Source organism: Amycolatopsis sp. NBC_01307, assembly GCF_035975215.1.
Lineage (GTDB): Bacteria > Actinomycetota > Actinomycetes > Mycobacteriales > Pseudonocardiaceae > Amycolatopsis.
In genome coordinates this window covers 7,366,046-7,387,232 of the sequence record NZ_CP108403.1, presented here as the reverse complement: position 1 = coordinate 7,387,232, position 21,187 = coordinate 7,366,046, and the positions used below count along the sequence as shown (strand labels likewise).

Sequence of the window (21,187 nt, the reverse complement as noted above, 5' to 3'; positions counted from 1 at the left end):
CTTTACCTCGGGAGAGGGGCTAACACACGCCCGTGAACGGGACGTGATGGACTGTGCCGCCATGAGCAGCGGGTACCGGGGCTTGGCGCCCTACCTCTACTACGCCGACGCCACCGCGGCGCTGGCCTGGCTGACCAGGGTCTTCGGGTTCACCGAGGAGGTCCGCTTCTGCGACGCCGCGGGCGAGGTCTTCCAGGCGACGCTCCGTGCGGGCGACGCGCGGATCCAGCTCGCGGGCGTCGGCCCGGACTACTGGCAGGCCAAGGGCGTCGACGGCCCGGTCGGCCAGCTCAACATCCTGTACGTCGACGACGTCGACGCCTGTCACGAGCGGATCGGGGCGGCGCTCGGCGACGAGGGCGAGCTCGACCCGCCGCAGGACCAGCCCTACGGCGCGCGGGTGTTCACCGTCGCCGATCTCGGCGGCAACAGCTGGACGTTCTGGCAGCAGACGTCCGACGTCGTGGAGCTGCCGCCGGGCTGGCGGGCTGTCCGCGCGGACGGCTGAAGACGCTCGCGGGCCGGCCGCTACCGGCCGTGCCTCCAACGGGTGAACTGCGGTGACGGCTAGGCTGGGCGCGAAACCGCAGGCACGACGCACCGAGGAGCATGGCGTGGCTCTCATCGAGCAGGTAGGCGCGCGCGAGATTCTGGACTCGCGCGGCAACCCGACCGTCGAGGTGGAGGTCGCCCTCGACGACGGCACCCTGGCCCGGGCCGCTGTCCCGTCGGGAGCGTCCACCGGCGAACACGAGGCGGTCGAGCTCCGTGACGGCGACACCGGTCGCTACAACGGCAAGGGCGTCGAGCGCGCGGTCGCCGCGGTGCTCGACGAGATCGGCCCGGAGATGGTCGGCATCGAAGCCGTCGACCAGCGGATCGTCGACCAGAAGCTGGTCGACCTCGACGGCACGCCGGCGAAGTCCCGCCTCGGCGCGAACGCCATCCTCGGCGTCTCGCTGGCCGTCGCGAAGGCCGCCGCCGAGTCGGCCGAGCTGGAGCTGTTCCGCTACCTGGGCGGCCCGAACGCGCACGTGCTGCCGGTCCCGATGCTGAACATCCTCAACGGTGGTTCGCACGCGGACAGCAACGTCGACGTCCAGGAGTTCATGATCGCGCCGATCGGCGCGGAGACCTTCCGCGAGGCCCTGCGCTGGGGCGCCGAGGTCTACCACTCGCTGAAGTCGGTGCTGAAGGGCCGCGGCCTTTCGACCGGTCTGGGCGATGAAGGCGGCTTCGCGCCGAACCTGGCGAACAACCGCGAGGCGCTCGACCTGATCCTGCAGGCCATCGAGAAGGCCGGGTACACGCCGGGCCGCGACGTCGCGCTCGCGCTCGACGTCGCCGCGACGGAGTTCTTCGCCGACGGCGCGTACACCTTCGAGGGCAGCAAGAAGAGCGCGGAGCAGATGTCGGCGTACTACGCCGAGCTGATCCGCGACTACCCGATGGTCTCCATCGAGGACCCGCTGAGCGAGGACGACTGGGACGGCTGGGTCACCCTGACCGCCGAGGTCGGCGAGAAGGTCCAGATCGTCGGCGACGACCTGTTCGTCACCAACCCGGACCGGCTCGAGGAGGGCATCACCCGCCGCGCCGCCAACGCGCTGCTGGTGAAGGTCAACCAGATCGGCACCCTGTCCGAGACGCTCGACGCGATCTCGCTGGCCACGTCGTTCGGCTACAAGTCGATGATGAGCCACCGCTCCGGCGAGACCGAGGACACGTTCATCGCGGACCTCGCGGTCGCCACGAGCGTCGGCCAGATCAAGACCGGCGCCCCGGCCCGCGGCGAGCGGATCGCCAAGTACAACCAGCTGCTGCGCATCGAGGAGACCCTCGGTGACGCCGCCCGGTACGCCGGCGAGCTGGCCTTCCCGCGGTTCAGCGCCGAGGGCTGAGCCTGCTATGGCGGACCGGGGGAGGGCACCACGCAGCCGGGGCGGCAGCAGCCGCGCCGCCGGCGGCGGTGCCACGCGGGTAGGCGGGTCCTCGCGGGCCCGCCGCCCCGAGGCGGCGCGGGCCCGCCGCACCGGCGACGCGGAGACGACGAGGGACCGGCTGCGCCGGGGCCTCGCGCAGAAGCGCGCGTCGGGTGCGGCGAAGGTGCTCGGCATGTCCACCACCCGCCGCGCGGCGGTGGTGGCGATCGTGGTGTGCGCCTTGGCGTTCACCATCGCCGTGCCCCTGCGCACGTACCTCTCCCAGCGGACCGAAATCCGCCAGCAACAGGCGCAGCAGGCGTTGCTGCAGCAGACGGTCGCTCAGCTCCAGGGCCGCAAGGCGGAGCTGAGCGACCCGGCGCAGATCGAGGCGGAGGCCCGGCGCCGGCTGCGGTACGTCAAGCCGGGCGAAACGCCGTACATCGTCCAGCTGCCGGAGGACAAGGCCCAGGACGCGGTCCCGCAGCCGGGACAGCAGCAAGTCCCGGACGGCTCCTGGTACGACAACCTCTGGAACCAGGTCTCCGGCGGCTGACGTCCCCGCGGACCGCCGCTGCCCAGCGAGTGGCGTCGCGGCGGGACCAACCCCCGGCTTCGCGAGCCGAACCCACCTGCGCGAGCAACACCCGGCGTCCCTGCGGACCGCCGCCGAGTGGGCGGGTCGTGGGTGTGAGCAGGGCGGTTCCCCGGTTCGGCACTGCCGGCCGCACGGCTTGGTCGCGGCGAGTTACCCGCGGACCATCAGTGCGGCATGCCTCGGGTGTCGCTGCCGGTCGCACAGCAAGGGGTGTGGATCCTCGTCGCCGCCCAGCGAGTGGCACTGCCGGCAGACGCGTCGCGGCGGGACCAACCCCCGGGTTCGCGAGCCGAACCCACCTGCGCGAGCAGTACCCGGCGCCCCCGCGGACCGCCGCCGGGGAGGCGTACCCCACGCATTAACCTTGAGTGCGTGAACAGCACGCAGCAGCACCGGTTCGAGCCCGTCACCGACGCCGACCGCGAGGTCATCGCGGCGCAGCTCGGGCGGCCGCCGCGGGCCCTGCGGGCCGTTGCCGCCCGGTGTCCCAGTGGGCATCCCTCCGTGGTGCAGACCAGCCCGCGGCTGGAGAACGGCACGCCGTTCCCGACGCTCTACTACTTGACCTGCCCGAAGCTGAACTCGATGATCGGCACGATCGAGGCGTCCGGGGTCATGAAGGAGATGACCGAGCGGCTCACCACCGATCCCGAGCTGGCCGCGCAGTACCAGCGCACCCACGAGACCTACCTCGCCGAGCGCGACGCGATCGAGCCCCTCGGCCACCAGGTCACCGCCGGCGGCATGCCCGGCCGCGTCAAGTGCCTGCACGTGCACGTGGCCCACTCGCTCGCGGTCGGTCCCGGCGTGAACCCGTTCGGTGACGAGACCCTCGCGCTCCTTAAGGCGAACGGGTGGCCCACGGGAGACTGTGCCGAGTAACGAACGCAGGCCGTGAGGAGATAACTGGTCTGGGTGAGCGAAAACCCCGATCCGGGAAGATCCCGACTCCCGAAGGGGTGAAACCGTGCCCCGGGTACGGCAGGGTGTCACCCGAGGGGTTCCGGCCAGGAGGGTTTCGAGTTATGCGTGTGCGGCGACTGCCTGACGCAGTCGGGAGCTACACCCGAAGATTCGGGATCCGCCACCGCAGCGCGTACCCGATCGTCCTCGGCGTCCTCGCGGTGATCCCGGCCCTGGTGGCCGGCGGTGGTGTCCTCGGCTGGCTCGGCGGCAGCGGTGACCACACCCGCGACGCCGCGCTCGCCCAGGGCTACGACCCCGGCCGCGCCGCCATCCAGCAGATCGCCGTCGACGGCACCCTCCCCGGCGCCCCCATCCCGCTGCCGCTGCCGGCCTACGAGCTGCCCGACGGCCCCCTCGGCATCCCGGCCACCGCGCTCGCCGCGTACCACAACGCCGCCGGCATCCTCGGCCGCGAGCAGCCCGCGTGCCACATCGACTGGGCGCTGATCGCCAGCATCGGCCGCATCGAGTCCAACCACGCCCGCGGCGGGTACGTCGACGCCGCCGGCACCACGCGCGAGCCGATCCTCGGCCCGGAGCTCAACGGCCAGGGCGGGTTCGCCGCGATCCCGGACACCGACCAGGGCCTGCTCGACACGGACCCGGTGTGGGACCGCGCGGTCGGCCCGACCCAGTTCATCCCGGGGACCTGGCGCGGTTACGCCTCCGACGGCAACGGCGACGGCAAGTCCGACCCCAACAACATCTTCGACGCGGCCCTGGCCACCGGCCGCTACCTCTGCTCGGGCGGCTTCGACCTGGGCAACCCGGACCAGCTGCGCGGCGCGATCTACCGCTACAACAACTCCGACACGTACGTGAACACGGTCGTCCTCTGGGCCGACGCGTACCGCAGCGGCATCATGCAGATCCCGGACAGCACGATCCCGATCGGCGCGCCCAACGCGGCGTCCGGGCCCCCGCCGCCGTCGATCCCGCCCCCGCCGGTCCCGACGACGACGCCGAGCGCCCCGCCGACGTCGACCACGGTGGGCGGCACGTCGACCGCGCCGACGACGTCGAAGCCGTGCGCCCCGCCGACGACCACGCCGACCACGACGACGGAGATCAGCGTCACCACGGTCCCGTCCCCGACGACGACACCGACGCCGCCCAGCACCACACCCGGCGGTCCGACCGCGACACCGACCCCGAGCTGCGGCGCGGTCGTCACCTCGGTCTCGACGTCGACCACCCTGACCACGACGACGCTGCCGACACCCACCAGCTGAGAAGTCCGTGGCAGCTAAGGTTGATCCATGCCTCGTGTTGCCGCGATCGACTGTGGGACCAACTCCATCCGCCTGCTCGTCGCCGAGCTGACCCCGCGCCACGACGGCACGGTTGACCTGCGCGACCTGCACCGCGAGATGCGGATCGTCCGGCTCGGCCAGGGCGTCGACGCCACCGGCGAGCTCGCCCCCGAAGCGCTCGAACGCACCCGCGTCGCGCTCGCCGACTACACGATCGCGGCCCGCCGCAAGGGCGCCGAGAAGGTGCGCATGGTCGCCACCTCCGCGACCCGCGACGCGAAGAACCGCGACGACTTCTTCCGCATGACGCGCGAGACCCTCGGCGTCGAGGCCGAGGTGATCAGCGGCGACGAGGAAGCCCGGCTCAGCTTCACCGGCGCCGTCGGGGAGCAGGACCCGGACGACGGCCCGTTCGTCGTGGTCGACGTCGGCGGCGGCTCGACCGAGCTCGTCCTCGGCACCTGGGACGGCCGCAAGGCCGAGGTGCTCGCCGCGAAGTCCGTCGACATCGGGTGCGTGCGGATCACCGAGCGCGCCCTCAAGAGCGACCCGCCGACCGCCGCGGAGATCGCCGCCGCCCGCGACCTCGCCGGGAAGGTGCTGGCCGAGGCGTTCGACGTCGTCGACGTCTCGCGCGCGAAGACCTGGGTCGGCGTCGCCGGCACGGTGACGACGCTCTCGGCCATCGCGCTCGGTCTCGCGGAGTACGACAGCGAGCGCGTCCACCTGTCCAAGCTGGACGCCGCGGACATCGACCGGCTCGCCTCGGGCCTGCTGCACGCCGACCACGCCACCCGCGCGGCGAACCCGGTGATCCACCCCGGCCGGGTCGACGTGATCGGCGGCGGCGCCGTGGTGGTCCAGACCCTCGCCGCACAGCTCGCGGCCCGCGGCGGCCCGACGGAGCTGATCATCAGCGAGCACGACATCCTCGACGGCATCGCGCTTTCGCTCGTCTAGACCGGTCACGGTCAGTCACTTCGACGTGACGCGCCCGCGGCGGTGGTCCAGGCCACCGCCGCCCGTTCGCGTGCCCGAAACAGCTTGTGCCACAAGGGATTTCGCGACCCACCCTCGGTGAGCACACGATGACAAGGCGTCCGCGCTAGGCCGTCCGGAGTATCCGGTTACCTACGTTGGTTGTGCTCCAACCAGGTGGTCCTGACGGTCGTCACACATTTGCAACACCGCACTCCTGTGATCACCTTCGCCGCCCCCGATAGCGTGCGTCCCATCTTTCGGACAGCCGGATTGTGGAGGGGATCATGCGTCGTTCGCGCAGGCTCTGGGGAAGTTCCGCGGTGGTGACCACGCTGGCACTGGTGCTCGCCGCCTGTGGCGGTGGTAGCTCAGGCGACTCCACGGGCTCGGGCGGGACGGACCCGGACGGCACGGTCAGCGTCTACGGCACGGAACCGCAGAACGCGCTGGTCCCGACCAACATCAACGACCTCGGCGGCACCAAGGCCATCCAGGTCATGTTCGCCACGCTGGTCGGCTTCAAGGGAGCGGACGCACAGCCGTTCAACCTGATGGCCGACTCGATCACGACGACCGACTCCAAGGTCTACGACATCAAGATCAAGCAGGGCTGGAAGTTCCACGACGGCACCGAGGTGAAGGCGCACAACTTCGTCGACGCCTGGAACTACGGGGCCTACGGCCCGAACGGCCAGCTCAACACCGACTTCTTCTCGAACATCCAGGGCTACAAGGACGTCCACCCCGCGGACGAGAACGCCAAGCCGGCCACGGACAAGATGTCCGGCCTGGTCCTCAAGGGCGACTACGAGTTCCAGGTGACGCTGGACGGGCCGTTCTCGGTGTTCTCGATCAAGGTCGGCTACCAGGCGTTCGCGCCGCTGCCCGACGTGTTCTTCAAGGACCCCAAGGGCTTCGAGCAGCACCCGGTCGGCAACGGCCCGATGAAGTTCGTCTCGCGGACGCCGAACCAGGACATCAAGCTCACCCGCTTCGACGACTACAAGGGTGACGACAAGGTCCACTTCAAGGACCTGAACATCAAGATCTACGCCAGCCAGGAGACGGCCTACCAGGACCTGCTGAGCGGCCGGCTCGACTTCATGGAGGCGCTGCCGCCGTCGGCCGTCGCGGGCGGCAAGTACAAGGCCGACCTGGGCGACCGCCTGGTCACCGGCCACCTGCTCGGGATCAGCACGATCGCGCTGCCGTACTACGTCCCGGGTTACGACAACCTGGAGCTGCGCAAGGCGGTCTCGATGGCGATCGACCGGGCCCAGATCACCAAGACCGTCATGAACGACACCTACGTGCCCGCGGACAGCTACATCGCCCAGGGCATCCCGGGTGCGCGCGCCGGCGTCTGCCAGTTCTGCAAGTTCGACCCGGCCGCGGCGAAGGAAGCTTTCGCGAAGTCCGGCTTCAAGGGCAAGCTGACCATCGCGTCCAACGCGGACGGCGGCCGCAAGGAACCGCTGACCGCGGCGTGCAACAGCATCAAGAACACCCTCGGCGTCGAGTGCGACTTCGTGCCGGCCACCGACTTCGGCCAGTGGCGCAGCATCGTGACCGGCAAGAAGCTGACGGGCATGGGCCGGTCGGACTGGTCCGCGGACTACCCGTCCATCGAGGACTTCCTCAACCCGATCTACAAGACCGGTGGCTCCTCGAACGACTCGTCGTACTCGAACCCGCAGGTCGACTCGGTCCTCGCCCAGGCGGACGCCACGGCCGACAAGGACGCCGCGGTCAAGCTGTACCAGCAGGCCGAGGACCTGATCGCGAAGGACCTGCCCTCGATCCCGGTGTGGGACGAGAAGGGCGTCGCGGCGAAGTCGAAGAACCTCAAGTCCGCGGGCCTGGACTTCCGGCGCATGCCGGACTACCCGTCCATCGAGGTCCTGAAGAAGTGACGCGCTGACCTGCCGTAACCACCACACGGCGTCGTGAGTGGTAATGAGGGTTCTAACCCGATTTACCACTCACGACGGCCGGCGCGCACTAGGAATCCGTCATGATCCGCTATGTCCTGCGACGGCTGCTCCAGCTGATCCCGGTCTTCTTCGGCACCACGTTCCTGATCTACGTCCTGGTCTGGGCCGTGCCCGGCGACCCGTTCGCCGGCAAGTGCGGGCAGACCGCCTGCCCCCAGGCCTACATCGCGCAGATGACCGAGAAGTTCCACCTGGCCGACAACATCTTCGTCCAGTACTTCAAGTACCTCGGGAGCCTGTTCACCGGCGACTGGGGCGAGACCTTCAACGGCACCTCGGTCGGCGAGCTGATCGCGACGTCGTACCCGATCACCCTGCGCCTGGCCGTGGTCGCGGTGGTCATCGAGGCCGTCATCGGCCTCACCGCCGGCGTGCTGACCGGCCTGCGCGGCAAGGGTTTCCTCGACAACCTGGTGCTGGTCTCGACCACGTTCCTGATCTCGCTGCCGGTGTTCGTCACGGCGATCGTGCTGCAGCTGGCCCTGGGCACCAACGGTCTCGGCCTGATCGAGGCCAGCGTGTCCGACAACCCCAGCATCGGCGAGCTGATCGTGCCCGGCATCGCGCTCGGCAGCCTGTCCATGGCCTACGTCGCCCGGCTGTCGAGAACGAGCATCGCCGAGAACCGCCGCGCCGACTACGTCCGGACGGCGATCGCGAAGGGCCAGCCCACCAGCCGCGTCGTCGGCGTCCACCTGCTGCGCAACTCGGTGATCCCGGTGCTGACGTTCCTCGGCACCGACCTCGGCGCCCTGATGGGCGGCGCGATCGTCACCGAAGGCGTGTTCAACATCAACGGCCTCGGCGGCCTCATCTTCCGCGGCATCCAGAACCGGGAGAGCGCCACCGTCGTCGGCGTGGTCGTCCTGCTGGTGCTGGTGTACCTGCTGATGAGCCTGATCGTCGACCTGCTCTACGCCGTTCTCGACCCGAGGATCCGCTATGACTGACCCGAACCTGGTGGGCGGCGGCGGGGCCGACGCGGCCGAGCTGTCCCGCATCGACGACTCCGCGACCAGCCCGCAGAAACCCCGCAGCCTGGCGGCCGACGCCTGGCGTCAGCTGCGGCGCAAGCCGGCGGTCGTCGTCTCGGCGGTGATCATCCTGGTCATCGTGCTGATCGCGATCGCGCCCGGCCTGTTCAGCTCGCGCGACGCGGGCTTCAGCGACCTGACCCACGCCAACGAAGGCCCGTCCGGGGCCGCCTGGTTCGGCTACGACAACCAGGGCGCCGACGTCTACGCCAGGGTGATCTACGGGACCCGCGCGTCGCTGCTGGTCGGGGTGTTCTCGACGCTGCTGACCGTGCTCTTCGGTTCGCTCGTCGGCATCGTCGCCGGGTACTACGGCCGGTTCGTCGACAGCCTGCTGTCGCGCTTCGGCGACATCTTCGCCGGCCTGCCGTTCGTGCTCGGCGCGATCGTCATCCTGACGACGTTCAACGCGCCCGGCACGAGCCCGGGCGCGGTCACGATCATCGTCCAGGTGGTGTGCTCGATCGCCGTGCTGAGCTGGCCGGTCGCGATGCGCATCATGCGGTCGGCGACGCTGGTGGCCAAGCAGCTCGACTACGTCAAGGCCGCGCGCGGCCTCGGCGCGAGCACGCCGCGGATCATCTTCCGGCACCTGCTGCCGAACACGGTCGCGCCGGTGCTGGTGTACGCGACCATCGCGCTCGGCGCGTTCATCGGCGCCGAGGCGACCCTGGCCTACCTGGGCATCGGCGTGCGCGCGCCGGTGATCTCGTGGGGCGTGATGATCAGCGACTCGCGGGACTACTTCCGCAGCGACCCGCACATGCTGCTGTTCCCCGGTGCCTTCGTCACCCTGACCGTGCTGGCCTTCGTGATGCTGGGTGACGGCATCCGCGACGCGCTCGATCCGAAGTCGAGGTAGATCCCCTTGTCCGACAACGAACTCCTGCTTGAGGTAGAGGATCTGCACGTCGAGTTCCGCACCTCGGACGGTGTGGCGAACGTGCTCAACGGCGTCGGCTACTCGGTGCACGCCGGGGAGACCCTGGCGGTGCTCGGCGAGTCCGGCTCCGGCAAGAGCGTCACGGCGCAGACCGTGATGGGCATCCTCGACACGCCGCCCGGCGTGATCACCGGCGGCGCCGTGCGCTGGCGCGGCGAGGACCTGCTGACGGCGTCCGAGGACCGCCGCCGGGAGGTGCGCGGCAGCGAGATCGCGATGATCTTCCAGGACGCGCTCTCCGCGCTGAACCCGGTGTTCACCGTGGGGTTCCAGATCGAGGAGCAGCTGCGGGTGCGGCTCGGGATGTCCCGCAAGGACGCCCGCAAGCGCGCGATCGAGCTGCTGGACATCGTCCGGATCCCGGCCGCCGACCGGCGGCTCAAGGACTACCCGCACCAGTTCTCCGGCGGGATGCGCCAGCGCGCGATGATCGCGATGTCGCTGGCCCTGGACCCGGACCTGCTCATCGCCGACGAGCCGACCACCGCCCTCGACGTCACCGTGCAGGCCCAGATCATGGACCTGCTGGGGGAGATCCAGGCCGAGCGCAAGATGGGGCTGGTGCTCATCACCCACGACCTGGGCGTGGTCGCCGAGGTCGCCGACCGGATCGCGGTGATGTACGCGGGCCGGATCGTCGAGCAGGCCGACGTCGTCGAGCTGTTCCGCGCGCCGGCCCACCCCTACACCGCCGCGCTGATGGACTCCCTGCCCCGGCTCGACCTCAAGGGACAGACGCTGGAGACCATCAAGGGCCTGCCGCCGAGCCTGCTCGACGTCCCGCCCGGCTGCCCGTTCCACCCGCGCTGCAAGCGGGCCGAGGACCGCTGTTCCTCGGAAGTCCCGGCGCCCCGCGGGATCGGCCTCGGCCGGACCAGCGCGTGCCACTTCGCCGAAGATGTGGTGGTGAACTCCCGTGGCAGTGTCTGATGCCGCTTCCGCTGAGACGAGCACGTCGGCGGACCCGATTCTTTCCGTCAGTGACCTCAAGAAGTACTTCCCGGTCCGCACCGGCGTCCTGTTCAAGCGGACAGTCGGCCAGGTCAAGGCGGTCGACGGCGTCTCGTTCGACCTGCTGCCCGGCGAGACGCTCGGCGTCGTCGGCGAGTCCGGCTGCGGCAAGTCCACCCTGGCCCAGGTGCTGATGCGCCTGGAGGAACCGACGGGTGGCACCGCGAAGTTCGAGGGGCGCGACATCTTTTCGATGCGCGGCAACGAACTGCGCAAGCTGCGGCGCGAGATCCAGATCGTGCTGCAGGACCCGTACACGTCGCTGAACCCGCGGATGACCGTCGGCGACATCGTCGGCGAGCCGTTCGAGATCCACACCGACGTCGCGCCGAAGGGCTCGCGGGCGAAGAAGGTGCAGGAGCTGCTGGAGGTGGTCGGGCTCAACCCCGAGCACCTCAACCGCTACCCGCACCAGTTCTCGGGCGGGCAGCGCCAGCGCATCGGCATCGCGCGGGCGCTGGCGTTGCGGCCCAAGGTGATCATCTGCGACGAGCCGGTGTCCGCGTTGGACGTCTCGATCCAGGCGCAGGTGATGAACCTGCTCGGCGACCTGCAGGACGAGTTCGGCCTGTCGTACGTCTTCATCGCGCACGACCTTTCGGTGGTGCGGCACCTGTCCAACCGGGTCGCGGTGATGTACCTCGGCAAGGTCGTCGAGATCGGCACCGACGAGGAGATCTACGAGCGACCGTCCCACCCGTACACGCAGGCGCTGCTGTCCGCGGTGCCGGTGGCGGACCCGGCGCTGCGCGGGCAGCGGCAGGTCATCCGGCTGACCGGCGACGTGCCGAGCCCGCTGGATCCGCCGTCCGGCTGCCGGTTCCGCACGCGGTGCTGGAAGGCGCAGGACATCTGCGCCACGGAGGTACCGGAACTCGTGCCGCGGACCGACGGGCACTTGTCAGCATGTCACTTCGCCGAGCAGAAGTCGGTTGTTCCATAACGTACGTTTGGCCGTTGTAACCACATTGTCCGATCTATACGGTCCGGAGGGAACCGCTTTCCGAGGAGGAGAAACGTGAAGAGACCCAGGCTTCTCGCCGCGGCGCTGGCCGTCCCGCTGTTCGGGGCGCTCACCGCGGTGGCGGTCCCGGTGGCGTCCGCGCAGCCCGCGCTGGCCGGCCCCGCGACCGAGTTCACCGTGCTCGCCAAGGACGTCCAGAGTGTCGCGAGCGCGCAGAAGGCGATCCGCGACGCGGGTGGCACGGTGCTGGAGACCAACAGCGCGGTCGGCCTGATCAAGGCCAGCGCCCCGGCGACCGGCTTCACCGAGCGCGTCTCGGCGAACCGGTCCGTGTTCGGCGCGGCCAAGGCGCAGGTCATCGGCTCGGTGCCGAAGGACGGCAAGAAGGCCAAGAACAACAACGTCGAGAAGGAAGGCCGCGGCACGGCCAAGGGGAACGCCGCCGCGAAGAAGGCCCTCGGACTGGACCCGCTGGACGACCAGCTCTGGGGCCTCAAGTCCGTCCGATCGGACCTTTCCCGCACCAAGCAGCCGGGCAGCAAGCAGGTCAAGGTCGGCATCATCGACACCGGCATCGACGGCACGCACCCGGACATCGCGCCGAACTTCGACGCGGCCGACTCGCGCAACTTCGTCAAGGACATCCCGTTCGACGTCAACGGCGTCGAGGTCGACGGTCCGTGTGAGTTCCGCGGCTGCGTCGACCCGGTGAACCACGACGACGGCGCCCACGGCACGCACGTCGCCGGCACGATCGCCGCCGCGGCCAACGGCTTCGGCGTCTCGGGTGTCGCGCCGAACGTGACGCTGGTGAACATCCGCGCCGGCCAGGACTCGGGGTACTTCTTCCTGCAGCCGACCGTCGACGCGCTGACCTACGCCGGCGACGCCGGCATCGACGTGGTCAACATGAGCTTCTACACCGACCCGTGGCTGTACAACTGCACCGCGAACCCGGCCGACTCGGCCGCGGAGCAGGCCGAGCAGCGCACGATCATCGAGGCGACGCAGCGCGCGCTGAACTACGCGCACAAGAAGGGCGTCACGATGGTGGTCGCGCTGGGCAACCAGCACACCGACCTCGGCGCGCCGCAGCCGGACACCACCAGCCCGGACTACCCGGCGAACACCACGCACCCGCGCGCCGTCGACAACAGCTCGTGCCTCAACCTGCCGGTCGAGGGCAACCACACGATCGGCGTCGGCGCGTTCGGCCCGTCGCAGGCGAAGGCGGACTACTCGAACTACGGCACCGAGCAGATCTCGGTTTCCGCGCCGGGCGGCTACTTCCGCGACGGTTTCGGCACGCCGTGGTTCCGCACGGTCGAGAACGAGATCCTCTCGACGTACCCGAAGAACGTGGGTGTGGCCGAAGGCAACATCGACGCGGCGGGCAACGTGACGCCGGCGGGTGTCGCACTGGGCGTCCAGAAGGCCACGGCCGCGGACGGCCGCGTCGGCTACTACCAGTGGCTGCAGGGCACGTCGATGGCCACACCGCACGCGGCGGGTGTCGCGGCGCTGATCGTCTCGCAGTACGGCAAGAAGTCCGGCGCCAGCTTCGGCCTGGACCCGGACAAGGTCCAGCGCGTCCTCGAGGGCACGGCGTCGAAGATCGCCTGCCCGGTCCCCCGCACGGTGGACTACCTGGACGAAGGTCGCGACGCCACGTTCACGGCAACCTGCACGGGTGACGCGTCGTTCAACGGCTTCTACGGCCACGGCGCCGTCGACGCCTACGCAGCGGTGACCCACGGGTCGCAGTACCTGAAGTAGCTCTCACCGAGACGGCCCGCTTCCCTTCCGGGAGGCGGGCCGTTTTCGGGTCAACCTTTTGACCGGTTCGTGCGTGTACTCCCCGAGGCGAGGGGGAGACGTGTACGAACCGACGGAGGCCGAGGTCGACCCGGCCGGGTTGTGGCTGGCCAAACGCGGCGTCGAGGTGGTGCGGCCGACGCCGTTGCTCGCGCTGCGGCTGGGTGCGCGCCGAGCCGCGCGGCCGCCGGGGTACTGGGCGTGGTGCTTCCTGGTGCTGGCGGTGGCCGTGGTCGCCGGTGGTGTTCTGCAGTTCCTGGCGCTCTGGCTCCACACGCCCATGGGCGGCGTGGTCTTCGCGGCCTACGCCGGCGTGGTGGTGCTCGTCTGGCTCCCGGTGCGTTGGGCGGACCGGCGAGCCGCGGCCCTGCTGGGCGACCGGCGGCTCGACGTGCCCCGGCCGCCGTGGCGGGAGTCGCTGGACGGCTGGTACCTCGCCTCGGTCCTGATCACCTTCGGCGGGGGCGCGCTCCTGGCCGTCGCGATGTGCGTGACGACGTCCGCGTGGGTCTGGGCGGTGGGCTGGCTCGGGATGCTCGCGATCGGCGCGCTCGTGGTGGCGGTGGTTCTCACCGGCGTGCTCCGGCGGCCGGTCCTCGCCGAGGACGAGACGTCGCTGATGATCGACGCCGTCGTGCGGGCCGAGGACCCGTACATCACCTTGCCCGCGCTGTTCGCGCTGCCGGTGCTCTTCGACCCCCTGACGACGGGCCGGCAGCCGCACGAGTTCACGCCGTGGCTCGTCGGTTACGTCGTCCTCGCCTTCGCGACCCTGCTCGTCGGCCGCTACCGGCAGTACCGGCGCCGGACGCTGCCGGCGGGGACCTACGGCGTCGAGGTGGCGGTCCGATGATCATGGTGACCGCCGCGGAGCAGGAAGCGGCCCGGCGCTGGCTGGCCAAGCGCGGGCAGCGGGTCGAGCGGCCGACGCCGGTGCTGACCGCGTTGATCGCGACGAGGCAGGCCTTCAACGGCCGCTGGTTCCCGCGCTACATCGGCTACGTGCTGCTCGTCTTCGTCGGCGGGCTGGGGTACACGCGGCTCTTCGGACCCGGGATGACCGAAAGCTATCCCGTCTACTTCATCTATTTCGCGCTCCAGCTCGCCGCCCGGGACAGCAGTCACCTCCGCTTGCGGGAACTCCGTGAGTCCGTCCCGTCGCGGAAGCCGGCGGAACCGTGGTGGCAGGTCCTCGGCGGCTGGTTCCTCGCGTCCGTCGCGGTCGCGTTCGGCGGCGGGATCGCGCTCGCCGTCACGATGTACGCGACGACGCCCGCCCGGACGTACGCCGTGAGCTGGCTGGGGCTGCTCGCGCTGAGCGCGCTCGTCAGCGGCTGGGTCCTGGTCAGCGTGCTCCGTCGCCCGCTCATCGCCGACGGTGCCGAATCGCTGGCCGTCGCCCGGGCCCTCCGGGTCGAGGCGATCAACGCGGCGTCACCGCTGATGGCGGTCCTGCCGCTGGTGATGGACCCGCTCCTGGGGAACCGTCAGCCGGCGGCGTTCACACCGTGGCTGGCCGGCTACGTCGTGCTGGTGCTGGTCCTGCAGGTGGTCGGCTACGTCCGGCACCTGCGCCGCTCCCGGACGCTGCCGCCGGGCTGCTACGGCACGCCGCTGCCGGACCTGGACGTCCCCGTCGACTGGTCACCCCCGCAGGAGGCCCGATGATCGAGGTGACCGCGGCGACGGAGTCGGCCGCGCTGAAGTGGCTGGCGGGCCACGGTCAGCGCGTCGGCCGGCCGGCGCCGGTGCTGACCGCACTGATCGCCACCAGACAGCCGTCGCGGTGGTGGCGCTACTTCCTCTACATCGTGGTCGCCAGTTCCTTCGGGGTGGCGTATTCGCTGTTGTTCGGCCACGGCATGACCGAGAGCGTCCCGATCTACTTCCTCTACTTCGGGATGCAGCTCTCGATGTGGGACGGCTTCCGCCGCAACGACCGGGCCCTGCGCGCGTGGGGCCCGTCGCGGAAGCCGGCGGAACTGTGGTGGCAGGTCGTCGGCGGCTGGTTCCTGGTGTCCCTCGTGGTCGCGTTCGGGGGCGGGATCGCGCTCGCCGTCACGATGTACCCGACGGACCGAACGTACGCGGTGAGCTGGCTGGGCTTGCTGATCTTGAGCGCGCTGTGCACCGGCTGGGTCCTGATCGGCACCGTCCGCCGTCCGCTCTTCGCCGAAACCGCCGAATCGCTGGCCGTCGCCCGGACGTTGCGCGCCGATCAGGTCTACGTCGTGACGCCGATCCTGGTGGTCGTCCCGCTGGTGATGGACCTGCTGGAAGACAGGCTGCCGCCGGGCTTCGCGTCCTGGCTGGCCGACTACTCCGCGGCGGTGGTGCTCCTGCAGGCGGTCGCCATCATCCGGCACGTGCGCCGGTACCGGAGGCTGCCACCGGGCGACTACGGCACGCCGCCGGTCCCGGATCCGGGCACCCCGGTGGACTGGTCGCCGCCACGGGAGGCCCGATGATCGAGGTGACGTCGGCGGAGGAGTCGGCGGCGTTGAAGTGGCTGGCCAAGCGAGGACAGCCCGTCGGACGCCCGACGCCGCTGCTCACCGCGCTGATCGCCACCAGACGGTCGCTGTACAGCCGCGGTCTGCCGCGCTACTTCGCGATCGTGGTCGGCATCTGCGTCATCGGCAGTGGCTATTCGCTGTTGTTCGGGCCTGGAGCGACCCGGAGCGACGTCGCGTACTTCATCTACTTCGGGATCCAGCTGTCGATGTGGGACGGCATCCGTTGGCACGAGCGGAAACTCGGTGCGTCGGTCCCGTCGCGGAGCCCGGCGGAGCCCTGGTGGCAGGCCCTGGGCGGCTGGTACCTGGTTTCGGTCGTGGCCGCGTTCGGCGGCGGGATCGCGCTCGCCGTCACGATGTACTTCACGACAGCGGCTCGGACGTACGCGGTGAGCTGGCTGGGCTTGCTCGCCCTGAGCGCGCTCTGCTGCGGCTGGATCCTGACGGGCGTCCTCCGCGGCAGGGACTTCGGCGAGACCCCGGAATCCCTGGCCGTCCACCGGGCTTTGCGCATCGAGCGGCTCTACCTCGCGATGCCGGGGTTCGTGGTCTTCCCGGTCATCCTGGAGCTGCTGTGGCCGAGCAGGCGGCCGCCGGCGGAGGTCACGCCGTGGCTGGCGGGCTACATCGCGGTGGTGGTGGTCCTCCAGCTGATCAGCGGCATCCTGCACTGGCGCCGGCAGCGGCGGCTGCCACCGGGCGATTACGGCAGGCCGCTGCCGACGGCGTCCAGCCCGGCTCGGACCGGACCGGACGCCACCGGATCGCGCTAGCGGTTCGACGCCTTCTTGACGAACTTCCCGAGGTCCTTGGCCTGCTGCACCCGGGTCGGCTCGTGGACGTACATCATGTGTCCCGCCGGGTAGTACGCCGTGTCGATGTTGTCGCGCAGTTCCTCCGGGATCTGCAGGTGCGCCAAGACGTGCTCGGCCGCGAAGTACGCCGTCGCGCCGTCGTAGTGGCCGAACGCGACGTGGACCTTCAGGTGCGGGTTCGCGCGCATCGCCGCGCTCACCGAGTCGACCACCGAGATCGAGCGGCCCTCGAACTCCTTGTACGACCACGCCTTGAACGTGTCCTCGTGGATGATCTCGTACGGCAGGTCGTTCTCGTAGCCCAGCTCGGCCCGCACGTAGTGGTTGAACGCCGCCGAGTACGCGCCGATCACCCGGGAGATCGACGGGTCGTCGCTCATGTGCTCGCGGCCGCCGTCCGGCTCCCACGTCGTGAAGCGGCCGTCCATCCGGCCGACCGTGAGGCCGCGGTCGCGCAGCAGTTCGGTGAAGAACCGGACGTGCTCGATCCGCAGGTTGACCCGGTCCACATAGGACTCGGTGAGCCCGGTCAGCGACGCCAGCGTGGCCACGGCGTCGGCCCGGTCCTGTGTGGACAGCCGGGCGCCGCGCGCCAGCGCCCACGGCAGGTCCTTCGCCGCGAAGTCCTCGGCGTCGGCGAGGACGTCGTCGAGCGGGCGCTCGCCGTGCAGGCCGTGGTAGTGCGCGATCGCCGCGTACGTCGGCACGTACAGCGAGTACGGCAGGTCGTTGCCCTCGCTGAACTGCAGCGTGCCGAGGTCGAGCACCGACGAGATGAGCAGCAGGCCGTTGAGGTAGAGCCCGTGGCGGTCCTGCAGGTGCGCGGCCAGCCCGGCGGCGCGCAGCGTGCCGTACGACTCGCCGGCCAGGAACTTCGGCGACAGCCAGCGCTCGTGGCGCGACACCCAGAGCCGGATCACCTCGCCGACCGACTCGATGTCGCCCTTGAAACCGTGGAAGTCCTTCGTCTCGCCGCCCTCGGCCGCGCGCGAGTAGCCCGTCGACACCGGGTCGATGAACACCAGGTCGCTGTGCACCAGCAGCGTCTCGGGGTTGTCGGCCAGCCCGTACGGCGGCGGCTCCGGGTTGTCGACGTCACCGGAGAGCACGCGCCGCGGCCCGAGCAGCCCCATGTGCAGCCAGATGCTCGACGAGCCGGGCCCGCCGTTGAAGGCGAACGTCACCGGCCGCGAGCCGGGTTCGGCGTCGTCGAGGGTGTAGGAGGTGATGAAGACCTCGGCCTTCGCCTTCGGCCCCTCGGACTTGCCGTCCTTCACGACCTCCTTGCGGAGGACGATCCGCCCGGCCTTCGCCGTGTAGGACAGCGTCTTCCGCTTCACGGTGAGCGTGTGCTGGGTCGTGACGATGTCGTCGGCCGGTTCGGCCGGGAGCTCCTTGACGTCGGGAGTCGTCTTCTCGGGAGCCTCTTCGGGGGTCGTGTCCGCCATGGACCCCAACTTAGCCGGATCACTGTGGCAGGGTGACTTGGTGCACACCGACGACTGGCCGACGACGATCGCCGACGCGCTCGCCGTGCAGGAACGGCTGCGCGGCGAGGTCGACCTGACCGACGACGGCCCGGAGCTGCCGCCGACGGTGACCGGCCTTGACGTCGCCTACGACGACACCGACGGGATCGCCGCCGCGGTCGTCACGCTGGAGACGGCGGGGCTGACCGTGGTGGAGGAGCGGACGGTCCGCGCCAAGGCCGTCTTCCCGTACGAGCCGGGCCTGTTCGCCTTCCGCGAGCTGCCGCCGCTGCTGGCCGCGCTCGAGCAGCTTGACCACGAGCCGGACGTCCTGGTCTGCGACGGCCACGGCCTCGCCCACCCGCGGCGCTTCGGGCTCGCGTGTCACCTGGGCGTGCTGACCGGGCGGCCCGCGTTCGGCGTCGGCAAGACGCGGTTCGTCGGCTCGCACGACGAGCCGGACCACGCGCGCGGCTCGTCGGCGCCGCTGGTCGACGCGGGGGAGGTCGTCGGCGCGGTGCTGCGCACCCAGGACGGCGTCAATCCGGTGTACGTCTCGGCCGGGCACCGCATCGACCTGGCCCACGCGTGCCGGCTGACGCTCGCGCTGGCGCCGCGCTACCGGCTGCCCGAGACGACGCGGCAGGCCGACCGGCTGTCCCGGGTGGCGCTGCGATGAGGACGCTCGCCCAGCTCGACGCCGCCGTCTCCGCGTGCCGCGCCTGCCCGCGGCTGGTCGAGTGGCGCGAGGGCGTCGCGGGCACGAAGGCGGCGTTCCGCGGCGAGGAGTACTGGGCGCGGCCGGTGCCGGGCTTCGGGCCGCCGGACGCCAAGCTCGCCGTGGTCGGGCTGGCGCCGTCGGCGCACGGCGCGAACCGCACCGGCCGGATGTTCACCGGCGACCCGTCGGGCGACTTCCTGTTCCGGGTGCTGCACGAGGTCGGGCTCGCGTCGCAGCCGACGTCGACGGCGATCGGCGACGGCCTCGAGCTGTACGGCACGCGGCTCGTCGCGCCGGTGCGCTGCGCGCCGCCGGCGAACAAGCCGACGCCGGCCGAGCGCGACACGTGCCGCTCGTGGCTCGCGGAGGAGCTGACGCTGTTACGTCCGACACTGCGCTCGATCGTGGTGCTCGGCGCGTTCGGCTGGCAAGCGTTGCTGCCCGTGCTCGCCGCGGCGGGCTGGCCGGTGCCGTCGCCGCGTCCCGCGTTCGGCCACGGCACGGTCCTGAAGCTCGGCGACCTGCGGATTTTCGGCTGTTATCACGTCTCGCCGCGCAATGTCCAGACCGGGCTCCTGACCCACACGATGGTGGCCGACGTCTTTCGCGCCGCGACCTCGGTGACGGCCTCGGACTGAATCGTTACGGAAGGTGCAGCGACGCTGGTCACAGCGAGATGGGGTCCCCTCGCAAGGTCCGTGTGAAGGTGCGACTATGAGTTCATGGCTGCTGCGAAGTCGAAGTCGGAACCGCTTCGGATCCTTGTCCTCGGTGGTGGGTACGTCGGGCTCTACACGGCGTTCGGCCTCCAGAAGATGCTCCGGGCCAACGAGGCCTCCGTGACCGTCGTTGACCCGCAGCCCCACATGACCTACGCGCCGTTCCTCCCGGAGGCCGCGGCCGGCGCGATCGAGCCCCGCCACGTCGTGGTGCCGCTGCGCCGCGTCCTCAAGCGCTGCCACGTGCTCACCGCGCGCGTCACCAAGATCGAGAACGACAAGAAGTCGGTCACGGTCGAGGCCGCCGACGGCCACATCGAGCAGCTCGGCTACGACGTCCTCGTGGTCGCGCTCGGCGCCGTCGCCCGCATCCTGCCGATCCCGGGCCTGGTCGAGCAGGGCATCGCCTTCAAGACCATCGGCGAGGCGATCTACCTCCGCAACCACATCATGACCAAGCTCGACGAGGCGGCCAGCACGCTCGACCCCGAGCTGCGCAAGCGCCTGCTGACGTTCACCGTCGTCGGCGGCGGGTTCGCCGGCATCGAGGCGCTGGCCGAGCTCGAGGACATGACCCGCTTCGCGGTGGAGAACTACTACCCGAACATCGAGCCGGCCGACGTCCGCTGGGTGCTCGTCGAGGCCGCCGGGCGCATCCTGCCCGAGGTCCGCGAGACGCTCGGGGTGTACACGGTCGAGCAGCTGGAGAAGCGCGGCATCGAGGTCTACCTGTCGACGGCGGCGAAGTCGTTCGAGAACGGTCACGTCGAGCTCTCGGACGGCACCGAGTTCGACACCGACACGCTCATCTGGACCGCGGGTGTGAAGGCCAACCCGGTGCTGGCCGACTCGGACCTGCCTCTGGACAAGCGAGGCCGCCTCGAGGCCACGGCGGCCATGCAGGTCGTCGGCCACCCGGACGTCTGGACCGCGGGCGACAACGCGGCGATCCCGGACCTCTCGCGCACCGAAGAGGACCCGACGGCCACCTGCCCGCCGAACGCCCAGCACGCGGTCCGCCAGGCGAGGCTGCTGGCGAAGAACATCATCAAGGTGATCCGCGGCGGCCAGCCGAAGGACTACTACCACAAGAACCTCGGCGCGGTCGCGAGCCTGGGCCTGCACAAGGGCGTCGCCGACGCGCTGAACCTGAAGATCAAGGGCTTCCCGGCGTGGCTGTTCCACCGCGCGTACCACCTCAAGGCGATGCCGACGTGGAACCGCAAGATCCGCATCCTGTTCGATTGGATCCTCGGCGGCCTGTTCCGGCGTGAGGTCATCTCGCTGGGCCAGATCAACAACCCGAAGGACGAGTTCGCGCGCGTCTCGAAGTCCTGACGTTCCGGTCGGAAGAGCCCCTGTCCGCTTCGGCGGGCGGGGGCTCTTTTGTCGCCTGTTAAGGGCCTTTTGGGGCAGTTGCCAGGGAATGACCGACTGTGTGCCGGTGAGCGACATGGTCTGGACAA

20 protein-coding genes are annotated in these 21,187 nt (G+C 70.3%); 19 read left to right on the top strand and 1 reads right to left on the bottom strand.

What is annotated here, in order from left to right; genetic code table 11:
* Positions 1-61 precede the first annotated feature (61 nt).
* The 16 genes from OG439_RS32045 to OG439_RS31970 all read left to right on the top strand — a co-directional run bounded on the left by OG439_RS32045 (position 62) and on the right by OG439_RS31970 (position 16,770).
* Complete coding sequence (locus tag OG439_RS32045) at positions 62-508, top strand: VOC family protein (protein WP_326944445.1); 447 nt, start codon at positions 62-64, stop codon at positions 506-508.
* Between the two features lie 106 nt (positions 509-614).
* The gene (gene eno, locus OG439_RS32040) at positions 615-1,901 is read left to right on the top strand and encodes a phosphopyruvate hydratase (protein ID WP_247057862.1); all 1,287 of its coding nucleotides are present in this window, start codon (positions 615-617) and stop codon (positions 1,899-1,901) included.
* Between the two features lie 7 nt (positions 1,902-1,908).
* Positions 1,909-2,478 carry an FtsB family cell division protein gene (locus OG439_RS32035; protein ID WP_326944444.1) on the top strand — a complete coding sequence of 190 codons (570 nt, stop codon included), beginning with the start codon at positions 1,909-1,911 and terminating at the stop codon, positions 2,476-2,478.
* Positions 2,479-2,892: 414 nt separating this feature from the next.
* Complete coding sequence (locus tag OG439_RS32030; RefSeq protein ID WP_326944443.1) at positions 2,893-3,402, top strand: DUF501 domain-containing protein; 510 nt, start codon at positions 2,893-2,895, stop codon at positions 3,400-3,402.
* A gap of 143 nt (positions 3,403-3,545) precedes the next feature.
* Positions 3,546-4,718, top strand: a complete 1,173-nt coding sequence (locus OG439_RS32025; protein WP_326944442.1) for a lytic transglycosylase domain-containing protein — start codon at positions 3,546-3,548, stop codon at positions 4,716-4,718.
* Positions 4,719-4,745: 27 nt separating this feature from the next.
* A complete protein-coding gene (locus OG439_RS32020; RefSeq protein WP_326944441.1) occupies positions 4,746-5,699 on the top strand; it encodes a Ppx/GppA phosphatase family protein in 954 nt (317 codons plus the stop codon).
* A 305-nt stretch (positions 5,700-6,004) separates the two neighbouring features.
* A complete protein-coding gene (locus tag OG439_RS32015) occupies positions 6,005-7,633 on the top strand; it encodes a peptide ABC transporter substrate-binding protein (protein ID WP_326944440.1) in 1,629 nt (542 codons plus the stop codon).
* Between the two features lie 101 nt (positions 7,634-7,734).
* Positions 7,735-8,664, top strand: a complete 930-nt coding sequence (locus OG439_RS32010; protein ID WP_247057850.1) for an ABC transporter permease — start codon at positions 7,735-7,737, stop codon at positions 8,662-8,664.
* A complete protein-coding gene (locus tag OG439_RS32005; RefSeq protein WP_326944439.1) occupies positions 8,657-9,610 on the top strand; it encodes an ABC transporter permease in 954 nt (317 codons plus the stop codon). Before OG439_RS32010 ends, OG439_RS32005 begins: the two co-directional genes overlap by 8 nt.
* A 6-nt stretch (positions 9,611-9,616) precedes the next feature.
* Positions 9,617-10,621 carry an ABC transporter ATP-binding protein gene (locus OG439_RS32000; protein WP_326944438.1) on the top strand — a complete coding sequence of 335 codons (1,005 nt, stop codon included), beginning with the start codon at positions 9,617-9,619 and terminating at the stop codon, positions 10,619-10,621.
* A complete protein-coding gene (locus OG439_RS31995) occupies positions 10,608-11,645 on the top strand; it encodes an ABC transporter ATP-binding protein (protein WP_326944437.1) in 1,038 nt (345 codons plus the stop codon). Before OG439_RS32000 ends, OG439_RS31995 begins: the two co-directional genes overlap by 14 nt.
* Before the next feature lie 75 nt (positions 11,646-11,720).
* The gene (locus OG439_RS31990; RefSeq protein ID WP_326944436.1) at positions 11,721-13,442 is read left to right on the top strand and encodes a S8 family serine peptidase; all 1,722 of its coding nucleotides are present in this window, start codon (positions 11,721-11,723) and stop codon (positions 13,440-13,442) included.
* 100 nt (positions 13,443-13,542) lie between these two features.
* Positions 13,543-14,334 (top strand): hypothetical protein, encoded by a 792-nt coding sequence (locus OG439_RS31985; RefSeq protein WP_326944435.1) that lies wholly within the window; start codon positions 13,543-13,545, stop codon positions 14,332-14,334.
* Entirely contained in the window at positions 14,331-15,149 is an 819-nt protein-coding gene (locus tag OG439_RS31980; RefSeq protein WP_326944434.1) for a hypothetical protein, read from the top strand. Before OG439_RS31985 ends, OG439_RS31980 begins: the two co-directional genes overlap by 4 nt.
* The gene (locus OG439_RS31975) at positions 15,146-15,949 is read left to right on the top strand and encodes a hypothetical protein (RefSeq protein WP_326944433.1); all 804 of its coding nucleotides are present in this window, start codon (positions 15,146-15,148) and stop codon (positions 15,947-15,949) included. The genes OG439_RS31980 and OG439_RS31975 overlap by 4 nt, the downstream gene beginning before the upstream one ends.
* Complete coding sequence (locus OG439_RS31970) at positions 15,946-16,770, top strand: hypothetical protein (RefSeq protein WP_326944432.1); 825 nt, start codon at positions 15,946-15,948, stop codon at positions 16,768-16,770. The genes OG439_RS31975 and OG439_RS31970 overlap by 4 nt, the downstream gene beginning before the upstream one ends.
* Here OG439_RS31970 and OG439_RS31965 read toward each other — a convergent pair.
* On the bottom strand, positions 16,767-18,260 hold the full coding sequence (locus OG439_RS31965) for a S10 family peptidase (protein WP_326944431.1): 1,494 nt from the start codon (positions 18,258-18,260) through the stop codon (positions 16,767-16,769). The two genes, OG439_RS31970 and OG439_RS31965, sit on opposite strands and share 4 nt — an antisense overlap.
* Between OG439_RS31965 and OG439_RS31960 the strand changes: the two genes are divergently transcribed.
* The 3 genes from OG439_RS31960 (at position 18,259) to OG439_RS31950 (ending at position 21,059) form a co-directional block, all read left to right on the top strand.
* Positions 18,259-18,960: an endonuclease V gene (locus tag OG439_RS31960; RefSeq protein ID WP_442792236.1), complete on the top strand. Its 702-nt coding sequence runs from the start codon at positions 18,259-18,261 to the stop codon at positions 18,958-18,960. The genes OG439_RS31965 and OG439_RS31960 overlap by 2 nt on opposite strands.
* Positions 18,957-19,640, top strand: a complete 684-nt coding sequence (locus OG439_RS31955) for a uracil-DNA glycosylase (RefSeq protein WP_326944429.1) — start codon at positions 18,957-18,959, stop codon at positions 19,638-19,640. The genes OG439_RS31960 and OG439_RS31955 overlap by 4 nt, the downstream gene beginning before the upstream one ends.
* A gap of 84 nt (positions 19,641-19,724) precedes the next feature.
* Positions 19,725-21,059, top strand: coding sequence for an NAD(P)/FAD-dependent oxidoreductase (locus tag OG439_RS31950; protein WP_326944428.1), 1,335 nt, complete (start codon positions 19,725-19,727; stop codon positions 21,057-21,059).
* The last annotated feature ends 128 nt before the right edge of the window (positions 21,060-21,187 follow it).